This is a genomic window from Corynebacterium timonense (genome assembly GCF_900105305.1).
Classification (GTDB): domain Bacteria; phylum Actinomycetota; class Actinomycetes; order Mycobacteriales; family Mycobacteriaceae; genus Corynebacterium; species Corynebacterium timonense.
In genome coordinates, this window is record NZ_LT629765.1 from 1,036,672 (window position 1) to 1,052,597 (window position 15,926).

General features: G+C 66.7%; 15 protein-coding genes. 8 read left to right on the plus strand and 7 right to left on the minus strand.

The annotated features are described in order from the left end of the window. Positions 1-29: 29 nt before the first annotated feature. On the minus strand, positions 30-2,537 hold the full coding sequence (pheT, locus tag BLT81_RS04985) for a phenylalanine--tRNA ligase subunit beta (RefSeq protein WP_019194901.1): 2,508 nt from the start codon (positions 2,535-2,537) through the stop codon (positions 30-32). A 16-nt stretch (positions 2,538-2,553) separates the two neighbouring features. Beyond that, positions 2,554-3,600: a phenylalanine--tRNA ligase subunit alpha gene (gene pheS, locus BLT81_RS04990; protein ID WP_019194902.1), complete on the minus strand. Its 1,047-nt coding sequence runs from the start codon at positions 3,598-3,600 to the stop codon at positions 2,554-2,556. A 562-nt stretch (positions 3,601-4,162) separates the two neighbouring features. On the opposite strand from pheS, the gene BLT81_RS12585 reads away from it, so the two are divergent. Both BLT81_RS12585 and BLT81_RS04995 read left to right on the plus strand, forming a co-directional pair. Beyond that, positions 4,163-4,366 (plus strand): peptidase associated/transthyretin-like domain-containing protein, encoded by a 204-nt coding sequence (locus BLT81_RS12585; RefSeq protein ID WP_155860881.1) that lies wholly within the window; start codon positions 4,163-4,165, stop codon positions 4,364-4,366. 87 nt (positions 4,367-4,453) lie between these two features. Continuing rightward, positions 4,454-4,672, plus strand: coding sequence for a peptidase associated/transthyretin-like domain-containing protein (locus BLT81_RS04995; RefSeq protein WP_019194904.1), 219 nt, complete (start codon positions 4,454-4,456; stop codon positions 4,670-4,672). Positions 4,673-4,815: 143 nt separating this feature from the next. Here the strand turns inward: BLT81_RS04995 and BLT81_RS05000 are convergent, their stop codons facing one another. The 4 genes from BLT81_RS05000 to infC form a co-directional block, all read right to left on the minus strand. After that, positions 4,816-5,655 carry a TrmH family RNA methyltransferase gene (locus tag BLT81_RS05000; RefSeq protein ID WP_019194905.1) on the minus strand — a complete coding sequence of 280 codons (840 nt, stop codon included), beginning with the start codon at positions 5,653-5,655 and terminating at the stop codon, positions 4,816-4,818. A gap of 94 nt (positions 5,656-5,749) precedes the next feature. Then, complete coding sequence (rplT, locus tag BLT81_RS05005) at positions 5,750-6,133, minus strand: 50S ribosomal protein L20 (protein ID WP_019194906.1); 384 nt, start codon at positions 6,131-6,133, stop codon at positions 5,750-5,752. 59 nt (positions 6,134-6,192) lie between these two features. After that, positions 6,193-6,387 (minus strand): 50S ribosomal protein L35, encoded by a 195-nt coding sequence (gene rpmI / locus BLT81_RS05010; protein ID WP_019194907.1) that lies wholly within the window; start codon positions 6,385-6,387, stop codon positions 6,193-6,195. Between the two features lie 30 nt (positions 6,388-6,417). Continuing rightward, the gene (gene infC, locus BLT81_RS05015) at positions 6,418-6,966 is read right to left on the minus strand and encodes a translation initiation factor IF-3 (RefSeq protein ID WP_081583001.1); all 549 of its coding nucleotides are present in this window, start codon (positions 6,964-6,966) and stop codon (positions 6,418-6,420) included. 300 nt (positions 6,967-7,266) lie between these two features. Between infC and BLT81_RS05020 the strand changes: the two genes are divergently transcribed. From BLT81_RS05020 to BLT81_RS05030, 4 genes are all read left to right on the plus strand, one after another. Continuing rightward, the gene (locus BLT81_RS05020) at positions 7,267-8,502 is read left to right on the plus strand and encodes a sensor histidine kinase (RefSeq protein WP_019194909.1); all 1,236 of its coding nucleotides are present in this window, start codon (positions 7,267-7,269) and stop codon (positions 8,500-8,502) included. A gap of 32 nt (positions 8,503-8,534) precedes the next feature. Next, a complete protein-coding gene (locus BLT81_RS12590) occupies positions 8,535-8,744 on the plus strand; it encodes a hypothetical protein (protein ID WP_155860882.1) in 210 nt (69 codons plus the stop codon). Beyond that, on the plus strand, positions 8,741-9,406 hold the full coding sequence (locus tag BLT81_RS05025; RefSeq protein ID WP_019194910.1) for a response regulator: 666 nt from the start codon (positions 8,741-8,743) through the stop codon (positions 9,404-9,406). Before BLT81_RS12590 ends, BLT81_RS05025 begins: the two co-directional genes overlap by 4 nt. Before the next feature lie 89 nt (positions 9,407-9,495). Continuing rightward, positions 9,496-11,325 carry a hypothetical protein gene (locus BLT81_RS05030; protein ID WP_019194911.1) on the plus strand — a complete coding sequence of 610 codons (1,830 nt, stop codon included), beginning with the start codon at positions 9,496-9,498 and terminating at the stop codon, positions 11,323-11,325. On the opposite strand, the gene uvrA is transcribed toward BLT81_RS05030, so the two are convergent. Next, a complete protein-coding gene (gene uvrA, locus BLT81_RS05035; protein ID WP_019194912.1) occupies positions 11,291-14,143 on the minus strand; it encodes an excinuclease ABC subunit UvrA in 2,853 nt (950 codons plus the stop codon). The genes BLT81_RS05030 and uvrA overlap by 35 nt on opposite strands. Positions 14,144-14,261: 118 nt before the next feature. Here uvrA and BLT81_RS05040 point away from each other — a divergent pair, with 118 nt between their 5' ends. Both BLT81_RS05040 and BLT81_RS05045 read left to right on the plus strand, forming a co-directional pair. Beyond that, positions 14,262-14,864 (plus strand): MBL fold metallo-hydrolase, encoded by a 603-nt coding sequence (locus BLT81_RS05040; protein ID WP_019194913.1) that lies wholly within the window; start codon positions 14,262-14,264, stop codon positions 14,862-14,864. A 91-nt stretch (positions 14,865-14,955) separates the two neighbouring features. Beyond that, complete coding sequence (locus BLT81_RS05045) at positions 14,956-15,918, plus strand: DoxX family membrane protein (RefSeq protein ID WP_040421772.1); 963 nt, start codon at positions 14,956-14,958, stop codon at positions 15,916-15,918. Positions 15,919-15,926 lie beyond the last annotated feature (8 nt).

The window sequence follows — 15,926 nt, forward strand, 5'->3', positions numbered from 1 at the left end:
CCGTACGCAATTATGCGCACGGGCGCAATTTATGCACGCATCTCTGCGCCGAAGTGTTCCTTCGCCGCCTCCGCCGCGGCGAGGCGCCCCGCCGACGCCTCGTCCTCCGTCAGCGTCCGATCGGGGGCCCGGAACACGAGGCCGAAGGCCAGGGACTTCTTGCCCTCCCCGAGCTGCGCCGAACGGTAGACGTCGAAAAGCGTCGCGCGCTCGAGCAGCTCGCCCGCTTCCTTTTCGACGACCCTCCGCACCGCTTCAGCAGGGACCTCCTCATCAACCACAAGGGCGATGTCCTGGTTGACCGCGGGGTACGACGAGAGCACCGGCGCCGGGAAGAATTCATCCGTCGGCAGCGCGCTGAGGTTGATCTCCATCGCGCATGTGCGCGCGGGCAGCTCCAAACGCTCGAGCACCTCGGGGTGCAGCTCCCCCGCGTGGCCCACGACCTGCCCGCCCGCGACGAGCGCCGCGCAGCGGCCCGGGTGCCACGGCAACTCCTGCGCCGCCTCAACGTCAAGCTCGACGCCCGCGGCGCGGGCGACCACGCGCGCTGACTCGACCGCATCGGCCCACGTATAGGCGCGTCCCTGCCCCCACGGCCCGGCGAGCTCCTGGCCGCCGGTGGCCACGGTCGCCGCGTAGAGGTCCTGCTGCGGCAGCGAGCCAATAAGCTCAGCGATGACCTCCTCGGCCGGGCGCGCGGCGACACTCGGCAGCGGTGAGACCTCCGCGCGTTTGAAGGACACCTGCGCCACCGAGAACAGCGCAAGATCCCGCCTCCCGCGCGCGACGTTGCGGCCCACCGCCTCCAGCATCGACGGCAAAAGCGTCGTGCCCAGCACGCCGTAGTCGGCGTCCAGCGGGTTGCGCACGCTCACGGTGTTACGGCGCGGATCCTCCGCCTCCAGGCCCCACGCGTCAAAGGTGTCGTTGGCGATGAACGGCGTCGGGATCACCTCAACGTAGCCCGAGTACGCCAGGGCGTGCGTCACGGCGCGGCGGCGGCGCTGCGCGCGCGACAGCCCGCGGCCGCCGCTCGGGGTAGGCAGCACCGACGGGATCTCGTCGAGCCCCTCGAGGCGCACGATCTCCTCGATGAGCTCCACCGGCACGTTCAGGTCGCCGCGCCACGTCGGCGGGGTCACAACCAGCATCTCCCCGCTCACCTCGACGGCGCAGCCAACCTCGTCGAGCCGCTTGACGACGGTCTCAGGCGCGTAGTCCACGCCCACCAGCTCGCTCGGGCGGCTCACGCGCATCTCGATGGGTTCCCGCGGTTCCACCTCGCCGACGAGGGTGCGTTCAGCGGTCACCGTGCCCCCGGCGGCCTCGACCAGCAGCGCGCAGGCGATGTCGAGGGCGACCTCGACGATCGCCGGGTCCACGCCGCGCTCGAAGCGGCGCGAGGACTCCGAGCTGAGCTTGTGGCGGCGCGCGGTCCGCGCCACCGTGAGCTCGTCCCACGTCGCCGCCTCGAAGTACACGGTGGTCGTCTCCTCCGAGATCTCGGAGGTTGTGCCGCCCATGACGCCGGCCAGCGACTGGATGCCGGCGTCGTCGGCGATGACCACGTCGCCGGCGTCGAGGGTGCGCGTGACGTGGTCGAGGGTTTCGAACGTTTCCCCCGCGGCAGCGCACCGCACGTGGAGCCCGCCGGAAATCTTGTCCGCGTCGAAGGCGTGCATCGGCTGGCCCAGCAGGAGCATGACGTAGTTGGTCACGTCCGTCGCCGCGTTGACGGAGCGCACGCCGGAGAGCATGAGCTCGCGCTGCAGCCAGTAGGGGGCTGGAGCCGCGGGGTCGATGCCCTCCACCTTGCGCAGGCCGAAGCGTCGAGCGTTGGTGTCGGCGTCGAGGGTGACCTCGAGAAGCGGAGCCGTCGGCGCGGGCACGGCCGAGGTGTCAATGCCTGCGACGGCGGGGTCGCGCGCGGGGTCGGCGTAGCTCAGGCCGAAAGCCGAGGCGATCTCGCGGGTCAGGCCGCGGGCGGACAGGGCGTAGCCGCGATCGGGCGTGACGTTGACGTCGAAGATCGTGTCGTCGAGGCCGAGGTGTTCGCGCACGTCCTCGCCTGGGGTGCCGAAGCCCTCCGGGAGGGTGATGATGCCCTCGCTACGGGCGGTCAGGCCCAGCTCGGCGGCGGAGGCCATCATGCCCTCTGAGATGTGATCGTAGGTTTTCCGGGCGGAAATCTCGAAGCCGCCCGGCAGCACCGCACCCGGCAGCGACACAACGACGGTGTCGCCCTCGGCGAAGTTGCGCGCGCCGCAGATGATGCCCTGCGGTTCGCCCGTGCCGTTCGCCTGGCCGACGTCGACCTGGCAGTAGCGGATTGGCTTCTTAAAGCCGGTCAGTTCCTCGATCTCGAGCACGCGGCCGAAAACGAGCGGACCCGTGATCTCGGGCAGCGCGGCGTAGCCCTCGGTCTCGAAACCGACGCGGACGAAGCCGGCGTCGAGCTCCTCGGCCGACACCGACCAGCCCTCGTTACCGGCGGCCTGGATGAGCCGGGTGATCCAATTCTGTGAAATCAGCATGCGGGTGACACTCCTTCTAGGCCTGAACGCCGAACGGGATGGTGAATCGAACGTCTCCTTCGACCATGTCGCGCATGTCGGTCAGGCCGTTGCGGAACTGGAGGGTGCGCTCGAGCCCCATGCCGAACGCGAAGCCGGAGTACTCCTCCGGGTCAACCCCGACGGCGCGCAGGACGTTCGGGTTGACCATGCCGCAGCCGCCCCACTCGATCCATCCGGCCCCGCCCTTCTTGTTCGGAAACCACACGTCCACCTCGGCCGAGGGCTCGGTGAAAGGGAAATAATTCGTGCGCATGCGCGTCTTCGTCTCCGGACCGAACAGCACCTTGGCCAAGTGGTCAAGGGTGCCGCGCAGGTGGGCCATGGTCAGCCCCTTGTCCACGGCCAAGCCCTCGATCTGGTGAAACACCGGTGTGTGAGTGGCGTCGAGCTCGTCGGTGCGGAACACCCGTCCCGGGCAGGCGATGTAGACGGGCACGTCGCGCTCGAGCAGCGTGCGCACCTGCACCGGCGAGGTGTGGGTGCGCAGCACCTGCTTAGAGTCCTCGCCGCCGACGTAGAAGGTGTCCTGCAGCGTGCGGGCAGGGTGATGCGGGATGAAGTTGAGGGCGTCGAAGTTGAAGTACTCCGCCTCCACCTCTGGGCCTTCCGCGATCTCCCAGCCCATGCCCACGAAGATGTCGGCGATGTTCTCGCTCAGGGTGGTGATCGGGTGCATCGCACCGACCTGGTGGCGCGTCGACGGCAGCGTCACGTCGACGGTTTCCTCGCGCAGCTGCCGTTCCCGGTGCTCGGCTTCGCGCACGGAGCGAGTCGCGGCGTATTCCTTCTCCACCCGGCCACGGGCCATGTTCACCAGCCGGCCAGCGTCCTTGCGCTGGTCCTTAGGCAGCGTACCCAGCGCGCGACGCGCCTGCGGCAAAAACCCCTGCTCGCCCAGGTGGGCGCGGTGTGCCTCCTCCAGCGCGGGCAAGTCCTCGGCAGCCGCGAAGGCGGCGATGGCGGCCTCGGCCGCCTCGTTGAGCGACTGCTCTGTTAGTTCAATTTCGGGGGTCTCGGACACACTCGTCCCTTCCGCATGCTCGTGAGTTGGGCGCTAACGTAAAACGCCCACCAGCATACCCGCGCCCCCGGACCCAGCCCGCGTGGAGGTCGCCGAGGGCTCGCCAGACAGCCATTACTCATGAGGCGCGGTGAGATTGGCGGCACGGTCTCCGTCTTCGCAGGTCTTTCACTCGGCTTTTCCCCAACACTCCCTGCTGAGGGTTCAGGCCAGAGTCGCCAACCGGCGTTTTTGATAGTCGCTCACCACTCGTGCGGGATATGGACCACACGAGTTCCGCTACGTCGAGGGTCGCGCCCTCCCCGCCCGCCCGCACGACGACGTCGGAGACCACGGGCTCACCTTCGATCGCGCCACGATTGGCGCGCGCCTGTCTCGCCACCGCTTCCTCGAGGAGCTCAGCGTCGGCGCCGGCTCCCTCACACCTGCCGCCTGCCCACCGGACGCACCCACGTCCGCATTGACGTCCCCATCACACGCCACCAGCTCGCCGGCGCCGCTGACGGACATGAAGACAGTCACTGCGAGTCCCTATCCAGGCAACCGGTCGAACGGCCCAGACGTGTTGAAGAAAGTAAAAGCAGGGGTAGAGCGCCGGAACATCCGCGGCTCCATCGGCGGCGGCGTCACCGGCAGCGGGATCCCGCTAAGGGTGAGAGTGAGCATCATTGTCATGGTTAACTCCCGCGCACCGATGTCCGGCGCCTCCGTCGACATCTGGCACTGCACCGCCGAGGGCGAGTACTCGAGGTACTCGACCGGCTAGGAGGACGAAACCTACCTGCGCGGCGTCGAGTTCACCACCATCGTCCCCGGCCGCTGCGACGGGCGCTGGCCGCACGTCCACTTCGAGGTGCTCTCCTCCATCGACGACATCACGGACTCCACGAAGGCCATTTTCACCTCGCAGATTGCCGCGCCGGAGGAGGTCGCAACCGCGGTCTACGCCACGGGTGACTACGGCAAGCCCACCACCAACCTGGACAAGGTCAGCCTGGACACCGACAGCGTCTTCTCCGACGGGTGGGAGCAGCAGCTGCCCACCGTGTCGGGTAACACCCAGTCCGGCTGAGAGTTCGACATCGACGTCCCGATCGACACCACCACGCCCAACAGTGGCGGCAACATGCCCGGCGCCGACGGTATGCCCAGCGGCGCCCCCGGCGGCGACGGGATGCCCCAGATGGGCGGCACTCCCCAGCAGCCGCCCACCAACTAAGACCCCCGCGAATCCTCCAAGGCAGCGTCCCCGTGCAGCGCCTTTGAGGATTCCCACATGCACATCGCGGCCGCCGTGGCCATGTTCAGCGATTCCGCGCTGCCCCGGATGGGGATGGAGACACGGTAGTCAGCCGACTCGATGAGCTCTTTCGGCAGGCCGTGCGCCTCGTTGCCGAACAGCCACGCGGTGGGCCGGGTGAGGTGATCCCCCGCCCGCGCCAACGACACCTCCCCGTCCATCGTCGTCGCGGCGATGGACAGCCCTGCGGCGCGCAGCTGTCCGACCGCATCCGCAATATTGCGCTCGCGCACCACGGGCACATGGAAGAGCGACCCCGCAGACGAGCGCACCACTTTGCCCGACTCCGGGTCGACGGAGTCGCCCGCGAAGATCACCGCGTCCGCCCCGCACACGTCCGCGATGCGGATCAGGGTTCCGGCATTGCCGGGGTCGTTCGTCTCCACCCCCACGGCGACGAAGCGGGGCCGCCCCTTGGTTACCGCGCCGAGGGACCACAGCACTGGCGAACACACGGCGAAAATACCCGTGGTGTGCACGGTGTCGGACAGGTGGGCCGCCGCCTTGTCCGTGATCGCGTGCGTGAACACGTTCATGTATCCGGCCGTGGTGACGATCTCCGCGAACTCGTCGGCCGCGCGCTCGGTAACGAACACGTCCGTCGCCGCGCCCGTGGCCACCGCCGCCTCCACCGAGTTCGCCCCCTCCGCCAGGAATCGGCCCGCTTTACGACGCCCCTGCGCCCTGTGCAGCTTCGCCGCGTTGACGATCCGAGGCGTGCGTTCCGTGAAGGGTTCGGAGAAATCGAGGGCCATGGCACCACAGCGTACCGGGGACCTCTCGAAACACGCGAAACCCGCCCGGCGCCACTGTCGGGGTGGGGCTGGGCGGGCGTCGTGAAGCAGATGTTTAGGCGGCCTTCGGGGCGTTGACGTCCTCGGGCAGGGCGTTCTTGGCAATCTCGCAGATCGCGGAGAACGCGGCGAAGTCGTTGACGGCAAGCTCGGCGAGGATCTTGCGGTCGACCTCGACCTCGGCCAGCTTGAGGCCGTGGATGAGGCGGTTGTAGGTGATGTCGTTCATGCGAGCGGCGGCGTTGATACGCTGGATCCACAGCTTGCGGAAATCGTTCTTGCGCTGGCGGCGGTCGCGGTACGCGTAGGTCTGGGAGTGCAGCCACTGCTCCTTGGCCTTGCGGTACAGGCGGGAACGCTGTCCACGGTAGCCCTTCGCGGACTTCAGGATCGCGCGACGCTTCTTCTTGGCGTTGACTGAACGCTTAACACGTGCCATGAGTCATACTTCCTTATCTGGTGTGTCGAGACGGTGCGGTTGTTGAACTCGGGCAGTGCTTAGGACATGCCGAGGAGGCGCTTTGCGCGCTTGACGTCAGCGCGCGCGACGTCGGTGGTGCCAGACAGCTTGCGGCGGCGCTTCGAGGACAGCTTCTCGTTCAGGTGGCGCTTGCCGGCCTGCTCGCGGCGCAGTTTGCCCTTACCGTTGACCTTGATGCGCTTAGCGGTGCCCTTGTGGGTCTTCTGCTTCATGGTGAAAGCCCTTCAGAGTTGAAACGTGTACTACTTCTTGCCCTTGCGGGCCGGCCCGAAGACCATGGTCATGTTGCGGCCGTCCTGCTTCGGGCGGGACTCGACGACGCCGAGTTCGCCGATGTCGTCGGCGAGCCGCTCCAGCAGGCGGTAGCCGAGCTCGGGGCGCGACTGCTCGCGGCCGCGGAACATGATCGTGACCTTGACCTTGTTACCCTTTTCCAGGAAGCGCTCGACGTTGCCCTTCTTTGTCTGGTAGTCGTGCTCATCAATCTTGGGGCGGAACTTCTGTTCCTTCACCACAGTCTGCTGCTGGTTCTTGCGCGCCTCGCGGGCCTTCTGGTCCTGCTCGTACTTGTACTTGCCGTAGTCCATGATCTTGGCCACGGGCGGCTTGGCCTTGGGAGCAACCTCGACGAGATCGAGGTCAGCTTCGTATGCCAACTTGCGGGCGTCGTCCGTGCGGACGATGCCTACCTGCTCGCCGGAGGGACCGACGAGACGAACTTCGGGAACGCGGATGCGTTCATTAATCCGAGCTTCAGCGCTGATGAGAACTCCTAAAGACGTGAGAAACAATGTCGGACGCTACCGAACCACTCTTGTCGAGCTCACCCACGCAAAAATCCCGCGGCGCTACACGCGCCACGGGAGTCCTTCCGAGTACAGCTCACGCTAAGGAGAACCGTACCTTCGACCCGTAGCCTTCCGTGCCACGTCAAATGGCAGGCGGCGTGGGGTGGGAGAAACTCCACTTGTGGCCCGCGCTCCACGAGGGCGCACGGGCGGTAGTAACGGTTATGCTACCACAGCGGGCAGCTGCATCCAAACCGGTGCATGCCTCTGGGTTTTTCTCCCCGGGGGCGCTACCCTTTTCCCGTGCAGTTTACAGGCCAGCCTAGGTCCACTACCCGGTCCACTCCGCGGCCCCACCCTGACTACCCGCCTGCCATCAACTGGAAGATCGCCGCCTTCGGCGCCCTCGCCGTCGTCGCCACTCTGGCGTTTCCTCCGGTCGATCTTTCCTCGCTCGTCGTCGACGTCATCGCCGTGGTCGTCGTCTCGTTGTCGCAGCGCTGGCCCGTGGCGGCGGGAGCCGCGCTGGTGATGTTGTTCCTCGTGGGATCCGCGGACGAGTCGCTGCGCAGCGCCATTCTCCTTTTCTCCGCCCCCGCGCTCGTCGCGGTGGCCGCCTACTCAGGGCGCCCGCGCTGGTCTATCGCCTACGCCCTGATTTTGGGCTACATCAGCGTGACCAGCCCGTTCAATGGCCGGCTGGTGCCGTACGACGTCACCGGAACGCTCATCTACATCGCCGCGCTCGCCACCGCGTTCTGGATCGGCTGCTTCTTCCGCCGCCAACGTCTCATCGCTGCGGAGAACCAAAGGCGGCTCGAAGACGAGATGGAGCGACGCCGCGAGGAACTCACTCGCGCGCTCCACGACTCTGTGGCCACCACGCTGACCTCCGTGGTCATGCGCGCCGAGACGCTAGGCCTGACGTCCCCGTCCGACTCCGAGCAACGGCGCACCCTCGAGCTCATCGCGGACGAAACCCGGCAGGCGATGCAGGAGATCCGCCACTTGCTTCAGGTCGTGCGCGAGGACGCCCACGCCGAGGACACCACCATCGAGCGCACGGTCGGAGAGCAGATCAGCGTGACGGCTCGCCTGCTGCGCAGCCACGGATTCGACGTGCGCGTCGACGCGCGTGCCTCCGTATGCTCCTACGCCTTCCCCGCCGGTTTCGAGCACGTCTTCACTGAGCTCGCCACCAACGCCATCAAGTATGCAGCGCCCGGCACTTCTGTCGAGCTGAGGGTGTCGCACTCGCGCCGCGGGCTACATTGCTCGGTCACCAACGAGCTCAGCGACAGCCGTGGCCCCGCCACCGCGTCCCCCCACCTGACCAGCGGGCTCGGGCTGGAAGAGGCGAGAAGGGTCGTCGAAAGGCACGGCGGGCGCTGGAAAGCGCGGCCAAAGGGACGCCGGTGGGCCGCCGAGTTCGACCTTCCCGCCCACGCTTTGTACGGCGCATCCCCCGCTGCGGGTGGAGACTTTCGTACCACACTTTCCCGCGAAGGAAGCGAAATCGGCGCGACCGGAGGACAATAGCCGACGTTCGCGCTCACAGAAAGGATGATGACATGAAGGCACCAAAGGCCCGCGCGGCGGCAGCAGCCGCCGCCCTCACTGTGACCCTGGCCCCGGCCGCTCACGCTGTCGCCCCCACGCAGGGCTCGCCAGCCCCGTCCGCGGCACCCACGATCACCCCGTACTCCGCGATGGTGGAGATCTTGTCCTGCAGGTACTACCCCACGCGTCCGTGGTGCCCTAACAACTCCCGTTACGCATGAGTCCCCGCATCGATGCCCTTCTTGTCGATGATAACCCGCTGGTCATAAGCTCTTTCCGCCAGTACTTTGCCACGACGGAGGACATCCGTATCGTCGCCGACGCCGCGGACGGGGCGGAAGCGCTGCGCCAGCTCGACCTACACCACGTCGACGTCGTCCTCGCCGACATTCACATGCCGACGATGGACGGCCCGACACTGCTCGAACGGATCAATGCCCGGCCCCGCCGCCCGATCTTTCTTGCGGTCACCGCCTTCGACTCGGACCGCACGATGGTGCGCATCCTTCGGGGCGGCGGCGCAGGCTACGTGCTCAAAAGCGAGAGGCCGCACGTGCTTATCGACGCCGTCCGCGCCGCCGTCGGCGGAGGCATGGTCGTGTCCCCGCAGGCCATGGCGCGGCTCATCAGCTACCTGCGCGAGGATCCCCGCACGCCCCGCCGCGTGGATCCGATTGCCGAGGCGATGAAGCTACAGACGCTCACCGACTCCGAAAAGAAGGTCCTCGTGCTGCTGTGCCAAGGGCTGTCCAACGCGGAAATGGCCGCCCAGCTTTCGTACTCCGAATCGACCATCAAAAAGTACGTCTCCAGCATCATGGTGCAGTTCGGGGCGACCTCGCGGCTTAACCTCGTCGTCCGTGTGCTCAACGCCCAGTACTAAGTCTCAACCCCTCGCCTCCGAGTGTGACTTTGACTACTCTTCAGCCTCAAGGTCGGATACGCACGCGCCCATGATGCCGAGGTGAAGAAATGCCGAACGCGACGCCCCCAGAGTTGAACGCCGAGGTGCGCCGCCAGCTCGCTGTCTTGGAGCAGGAGCACGCTAAGACGGAAAGGCTCATCGCCCGCCTGCGTCACCAGCTCGCTTCGGAGCTAGCGGAGCCACCACAGTCGGCGGCGCCTAACCCCGCAGCGGCCCCCGCCCCCACGCCTGCTCCCCAGCTCCGTCGCCTTTCCGCCGAGCAGCGCGCGGTGCGCACCGTCGCCGTGCTCGGCACCGCGATCACGCTCACTGGCGTCATCTTGGCAGTGGTGTGGGCGTACCAGAACGACTACCTGGGGACGGTCGGGATTTCCGTGCTCGGCGCGGTGGTGTCTGTGGGGCTCGCAGCGGGGGGCGTAGTAACGCAACAGCGGCGCGGCCCGTCCGTGGGCGTCAGCGCCCTTTACGGCACGTCCTTCCTCACGGCAATCGCTGTGCTCTTCTACTCGAGCTCCACCATCTCCTCGCTCACCTCTCCGACCCCGACCGCGGTTGCCCACCTCGTGATCTGGCTGGCGTTTCTCGCTCTCGCGGTACTTCAACGCAGCTCCGTGCTTGTCAACGTCATGCTCGTCGCCTTCGTCTTTTACCACTTTCCCTTCCACGTCGCCGACATGGCGGCGTCTCTCCTCGCCTTCGCCGCGCCCCTGAGCGTGCTGAGCGTGGATGCGTGGCGCCGCCCGTTCGCGAAAGCAACGCCGGCCTTCGGCTCGGCAGCAGCCACCGCGGCCGTCGTGTTTTCGTTGTGGACCTCCACGAACAACGGCGACGAGACCGCCCTCTACGGTGCCCTCGGTATCGCCATCACGGTGGTCGTGGTCGCCCTCATCGCGCTGCGCCCGGCGTGGTCGATCAACCCCGCCTCCCAGCTGCTTGCGCTGGTGCTCTTCCCGTTGATTGGCTTCGCTAGCGCCCAGTTCACCGTCCACTCTGCAGCCCTTGTCTGGTTTCCCGTCATCGGTGCAGCCGCTGCCGCTGCCCTGACGCTTCGCCGCCCGCCCGCTGGCCACTGGTGGATCGGCCTGGTCCCCATCGGGTTCGCGGCCGCGATCTACCTCCACAACGCCCTCGACGGCGCCATCTCGCTCTCGGTGAGCACCCCTTTGATGCTCGCCTACGTCGCTGTCTTCTTCGGCCTCGGACTCCTCGCGCGAACGATACGCCCCGCTGTACGGCCCTCACCCGGCGCACTTTCAGCGATGTGTATCTCGTGGGTTCTGGTGTTCCTCGTCATCATGGGGATCCCGGCGTCTCCCCTCCCGCCGGCACTGACAACCACCGCGCTCAACGACGCCGGCATTACCGCGGTCTTTCTCGCTGCTTGCGCCTATCACCGTGGCCTCTTCCGCCGCCTTGACTCGGTAGCCCGCGTCGTGTGCGGCGCCGCCGTGGCTCTGTTGACCCTCAACGTCATCGTGTGGCCCATCATGGCCCTCGTCGCCGCTGTTCCCGGCGCCGACCACCGTCTCGGCTTCTGGGTCGGGCAGGCGGCCGCGTCGATCGCGTGGATCCTCGCGGCCTCGGCGCTTCTCCTTGTGCCCCGCGCGCGCACCCTTGGCGCGGGCACCGCCGGGCTCGCGGCCGCCGTGGCCATCGCAGCCGCTTTCAAGCTCGTGCTCTTTGACCTCCGCGCGAGCAGCGAGCCGACGCGCGTCGTCGTCTTCCTGCTCTGCGGCGCGATCCTGCTGGCCGTCGCCGTGGCGCGGTCGCGAGGCTCCCACGATGAACCGGGCACCCACGCCGACCGCGATGGCGACGACGGGGCCGAAACTAGCGCCGCGGCTAGCCCAGAATCTCCCGCAGGAACTGGCCGGTAAAGGAGCCATCCGTGCGGGCGACGTCCTCCGGGGTGCCCTGCGCGACGACGGTGCCGCCGCCCGACCCGCCTTCCGGGCCCATGTCGATAACCCAGTCAGCAGACTTGATCACGTCGAGGTTGTGCTCGATGACGAGCACGGAGTTGCCCTTCTCTACCAGGCCGTTGAGCACGAGCATGAGCTTGCGGATGTCCTCGAAGTGCAGCCCAGTCGTCGGCTCGTCGAGGATGTAGATGGTCCGCCCGTTCGAGCGCTTTTGCAGCTCGGCTGCGAGCTTGACGCGTTGGGCCTCCCCTCCAGAGAGCGTGGTCGCGGACTGGCCGAGGCGAACGTAGCCGAGCCCGACGTCGACAAGCGTGCTCAAGTACCGGTGGATCGACGTGATGGGCTCGAAGAACTCGGCTGCCTCCGAGATCGGCATGTCAAGGACCTCGGCGATGTTCTTGCCCTTGTAACGCACCTCCAAGGTCTCCCGGTTATAGCGCGCGCCGTTGCAGACCTCGCAGGGCACATAGACGTCGGGCAGGAAGTTCATTTCAATCTTGATCGTGCCGTCGCCCCGGCAGGCTTCGCAGCGCCCGCCCTTGACGTTGAACGAAAAGCGCCCGGCCTTGTACCCGCGCACCTTCGCTTCCTGTGTCTCGGCGAACAGGTTCCGGATCTTGTCAAAGACGCCGGTGTAGGTCGCCGGGTTGGAGCGGGGCGTGCGTCCGATCGGCGACTGGTCCACCTGCACCAACTTGTCCAAGTGCTCGAGGCCCCCGACCTTCTTCACGCGCCCCGGCACCTGGCGCGCGCCGTTGAGGCGGTTCTGCAGCGTCTTGGCCAGGATCTCGTTCACCATGGTCGACTTGCCCGAGCCGGACACGCCGGTCACCGTGACCAGAACTCCCAGGGGGATGTCAACGCTGACGTTGTTGAGGTTGTTCTCGCGCGCACCCTCGATACTGAGTACGCGCTCGGAGTCCACCGGGCGGCGCGTTTCGGGGACCGCGATCTCCTTGCGTCCCGCCAGGTAGTCGCCGGTAAGAGAGTTCTCCGCTTCGAGGATCCCGGCGGGCTCGCCCTGGTAGACGATCTCGCCGCCGTACTCGCCGGCCAGCGGGCCGACGTCCACCATCCAGTCCGCAGCCTTGATGGTGTCCTCGTCGTGCTCCACCACGACGAGGGTGTTGCCCAGGTCGCGCAACTTCTTCAGAGTGGCGATGAGGCGCTGGTTGTCACGCTGGTGCAGCCCGATGGAAGGCTCGTCGAGCACGTAGAGCACCCCGGCGAGGCCGGAGCCGATCTGCGTCGCCAGGCGAATGCGCTGCGCCTCCCCGCCGGACAGCGTCCCGGCGGAACGCGAGAGCGTGAGGTAATTCAGGCCGACGTCGAGGAGGAAGCGCAGGCGGGCCTGGATCTCGCGCAGCACGGCGCCGGCGATCATCTCTTCGCGGTAACCGAGCACGAGGTTGTCGAGGTACTCGGACGCGTCCTCCACGGAAAGCTCGGTGAGCCCGGCGATGGACTTCTCTCCGTGCGTGGTTGACGCCAGCCGCACCGCGAGGATTGCGGGCTTGAGGCGCGAGCCCTCGCACGTCGGGCACGGGATCTCGCGGGTGTACGCAAGCAGACGCTCCTTCTGCGCGTCGGACTCCGCCTGCTCCATCTTGCGCTCGAGGTAACCGATCACGCCCTCGTACGCGGCGTCGAACGTACGCTGGCGGCCGTAGCGGTTCTTGTAGCGCACATTCACCTTCGTTTTCGACCCCCTGACCAAGTGTTTTTGCTGTGTCTTGGTCAGCGATGAGAAGGGTGCGTGGGCATCAAAGCCCTCCTCCGCCGCGAGTGCCTCGATGAGCTTAACAAAGTAGCGCTTGTTCGGGCTCGAGTTCCAGGGCTGGAACGCGTCGACCGCCGGGGCGTCCGGGTCGGGGATGACCAGCTCGGTGTCGATTTCCGTGCGCACGCCGAGGCCGTCGCAGGCGGGGCAGGCGCCGAAGGGCGAGTTGAAGGAGAAGGCGCGCGGCTCGTACTCCTCCACGCCGAGGGGGTGCCCGTTGGGGCACGCCATCTTCTCGGAGAACGTTCGGGTGCGCGCCGGGTCGTCGGCGTCGAGGTCGACAAACTCGAAACCTACGAGGCCGTCGGCGAGCTTCAACGCGGTCTCGACAGAGTCGGTGAGGCGCTGCTTCTGGCTCTCCTTGACCTGAAGCCGGTCCACGACAACGTCGATCGTGTGCTTGACCTGCTTTTCAAGCGTGGGGGGCTGCGAAAGCTGGTAGGTCTCCCCGTCGACGGTCACGCGGGAGTAGCCCTGCGCCGCGAGGTCCGAAAACAGGTCCGCGAACTCTCCCTTACGCCCCCGCACCACGGGAGCGAGCACTTGGAACTTCGTACGCTCCTCGTACTCCATGACCTGGTCGACGATCTGCTGCGGGGTCTGGCGCTCGATCACCGCGTCGCACACGGGGCAGTGCGGCGTGCCGGCGCGGGAGTAGAGCAGGCGCAGGTAGTCGTAGATCTCCGTGATGGTACCCACCGTCGAGCGAGGGTTGCGGTTGGTCGACTTCTGGTCGATGGACACCGCGGGGGATAACCCGTCGATGTAGTCGACGTCCGGCTTGTCCATCTGCCCGAGGAACATGCGCGCGTACGAGGAAAGGGACTCGACGTAGCGGCGCTGCCCCTCGGCGAAGATGGTGTCGAAGGCGAGGGAGGATTTGCCCGACCCGGACAGGCCGGTGAACACGACCATCGCGTCGCGGGGCAGCTCCACGTCCACGCCCTTGAGGTTGTGTTCGCGCGCGCCGCGCACAGTGAGCCGATCAGCCACGTTTGTTTCCGTCCTCCGCTTCGCTCTCCCAAATTTTCCGGCCACGTCACCGGCCGGTAACGAACTTACCAACGCGCGTGACGGCCCGGGTATTTCAGCGACGGCTACGCTGGCAGCCATGATCTCGAACTTGAGCCTGCACAGCATCTCCGTTTCCGAGATGGACAACAACTGCTACCTGCTCGCATCCGAGGGCAAGGGCCTGCTTATCGACGCCGCCGCAGACGCCCCGGCCCTCCTCCGCATGGCCACCAACGCCGGCGTGGAGGTCACCGACGTCCTCACCACGCACCGCCACCACGACCACGTCGGCGCGCTGACGGACGTGCTCGAGGCCACCGGTGCGACGCACTGGGCGTCGTACCTCGACGCACCCGCAGTGCCCGCTCTCGTGGACAGGGAGCTGCACGAGGGCGACACCGTGGATTTCGCTGGCCACGCCTTCCCCGTCCACATCCTGCGGGGCCACACCCCGGGCGGGGTGTGCCTTGTCGCCGAGATTGACGGCGTGATCAACCTTTTTATTGGCGATTCCCTCTTCCCCGGCGGTCTGGGCAAGACGGACTCGGAAGGTTCCTTCGTGCGTCTGTTCCGGGACGTCACCACCAGGATTTTTGACACCTACCCCGACAGCGCCATCGTCCGCCCGGGCCACGGGGAGCCCACGACGCTCGGGGAAGAACGCCCGAAACTCGGCGAGTGGTGGGAGCGGCGCTGGTAGCAGCGCGGCAAAAAATCGTGGCACGCTCTCCCCACATCTGGCTAGAGTGGAAAGAGAACATCCGATAGGTAAAAGAAAAGGAATCTGACTGATGATCCGCAAGTTTGCACGGCCTATGCTCGCGTCGGTGTACGTCGCCGACGGTGTGGGGATTCTTCTCAACCCCTCTGCTCACCGCGATAACGCGCAGACGGTGCTGAAGAAGGTCCGTTCCGCGGTGCCGAGCAATGTCCGTGCCTTCGTCCCCTCCGACCCGAACACCGCGGCCCTAACGGTGGGTGGCGTTAAGGCCGGCGCTGGCACCCTCTTCGCCCTGGGCAAGCTCCCGCGGACGTCGGCCGCTCTGCTGGCCGCGACCGCGGTTCCCTCCCTGCTGGGCCGCAATGCTTTCTGGGAGGCGGACGACGAGCAGGAGAAGGCACGCCGCCGGACCGGCGCCCTGACCGACGTCGCGCTGCTTGGCGGCGTTCTCATCGCCACCGTTGACACCGATGGCAAGCCGAACCTTCAGTGGCGCGCCCAGAACGCCGCCAAGCAGGCGAAGAAGAACGTGCAGCAGGCCCTGCCGACCCAGTCCGAGACCGAATCGGCCCTGAGCAAGGCCGGCGACTGGATCTCCGACCGAGCCGACCAGGTTACCTCGTACGTGGACGAGAACAAGGACGACTGGAAGGAGACGGCTTCCACCCTCTTCCAGGACGCCAAGGAGCAGACCTCGAACTTCGTTGACAAGGCGACTGACCAGGCCGAAAGCCTCTACAAGGAGCTGCAGCCGGAGAAGAAGGTCAACGCCCTCGTGAGCAACCTGCAGGACACCCTCGATGACATTCAGCCCGGCCCGGTGGACAAGCTGAAGGCCAAGCGTAAGGTGAACAAGGCGACCTCCAAGTTCAAAGGCCGCGCCCAGGATGCCGTCGATACGCTGCAAGACGCGTTCGACAACCTCGACGCCGCCCCCTCCAAGCGCCAGCAGCGCAAGTGGAAGAAGAAGGCGAAGCAGGCCGAGAAGGACGCTCAGAAGGCCGTGAAGAAGGCCCAGAAGAAGCTGAGCTAAACCTCTCA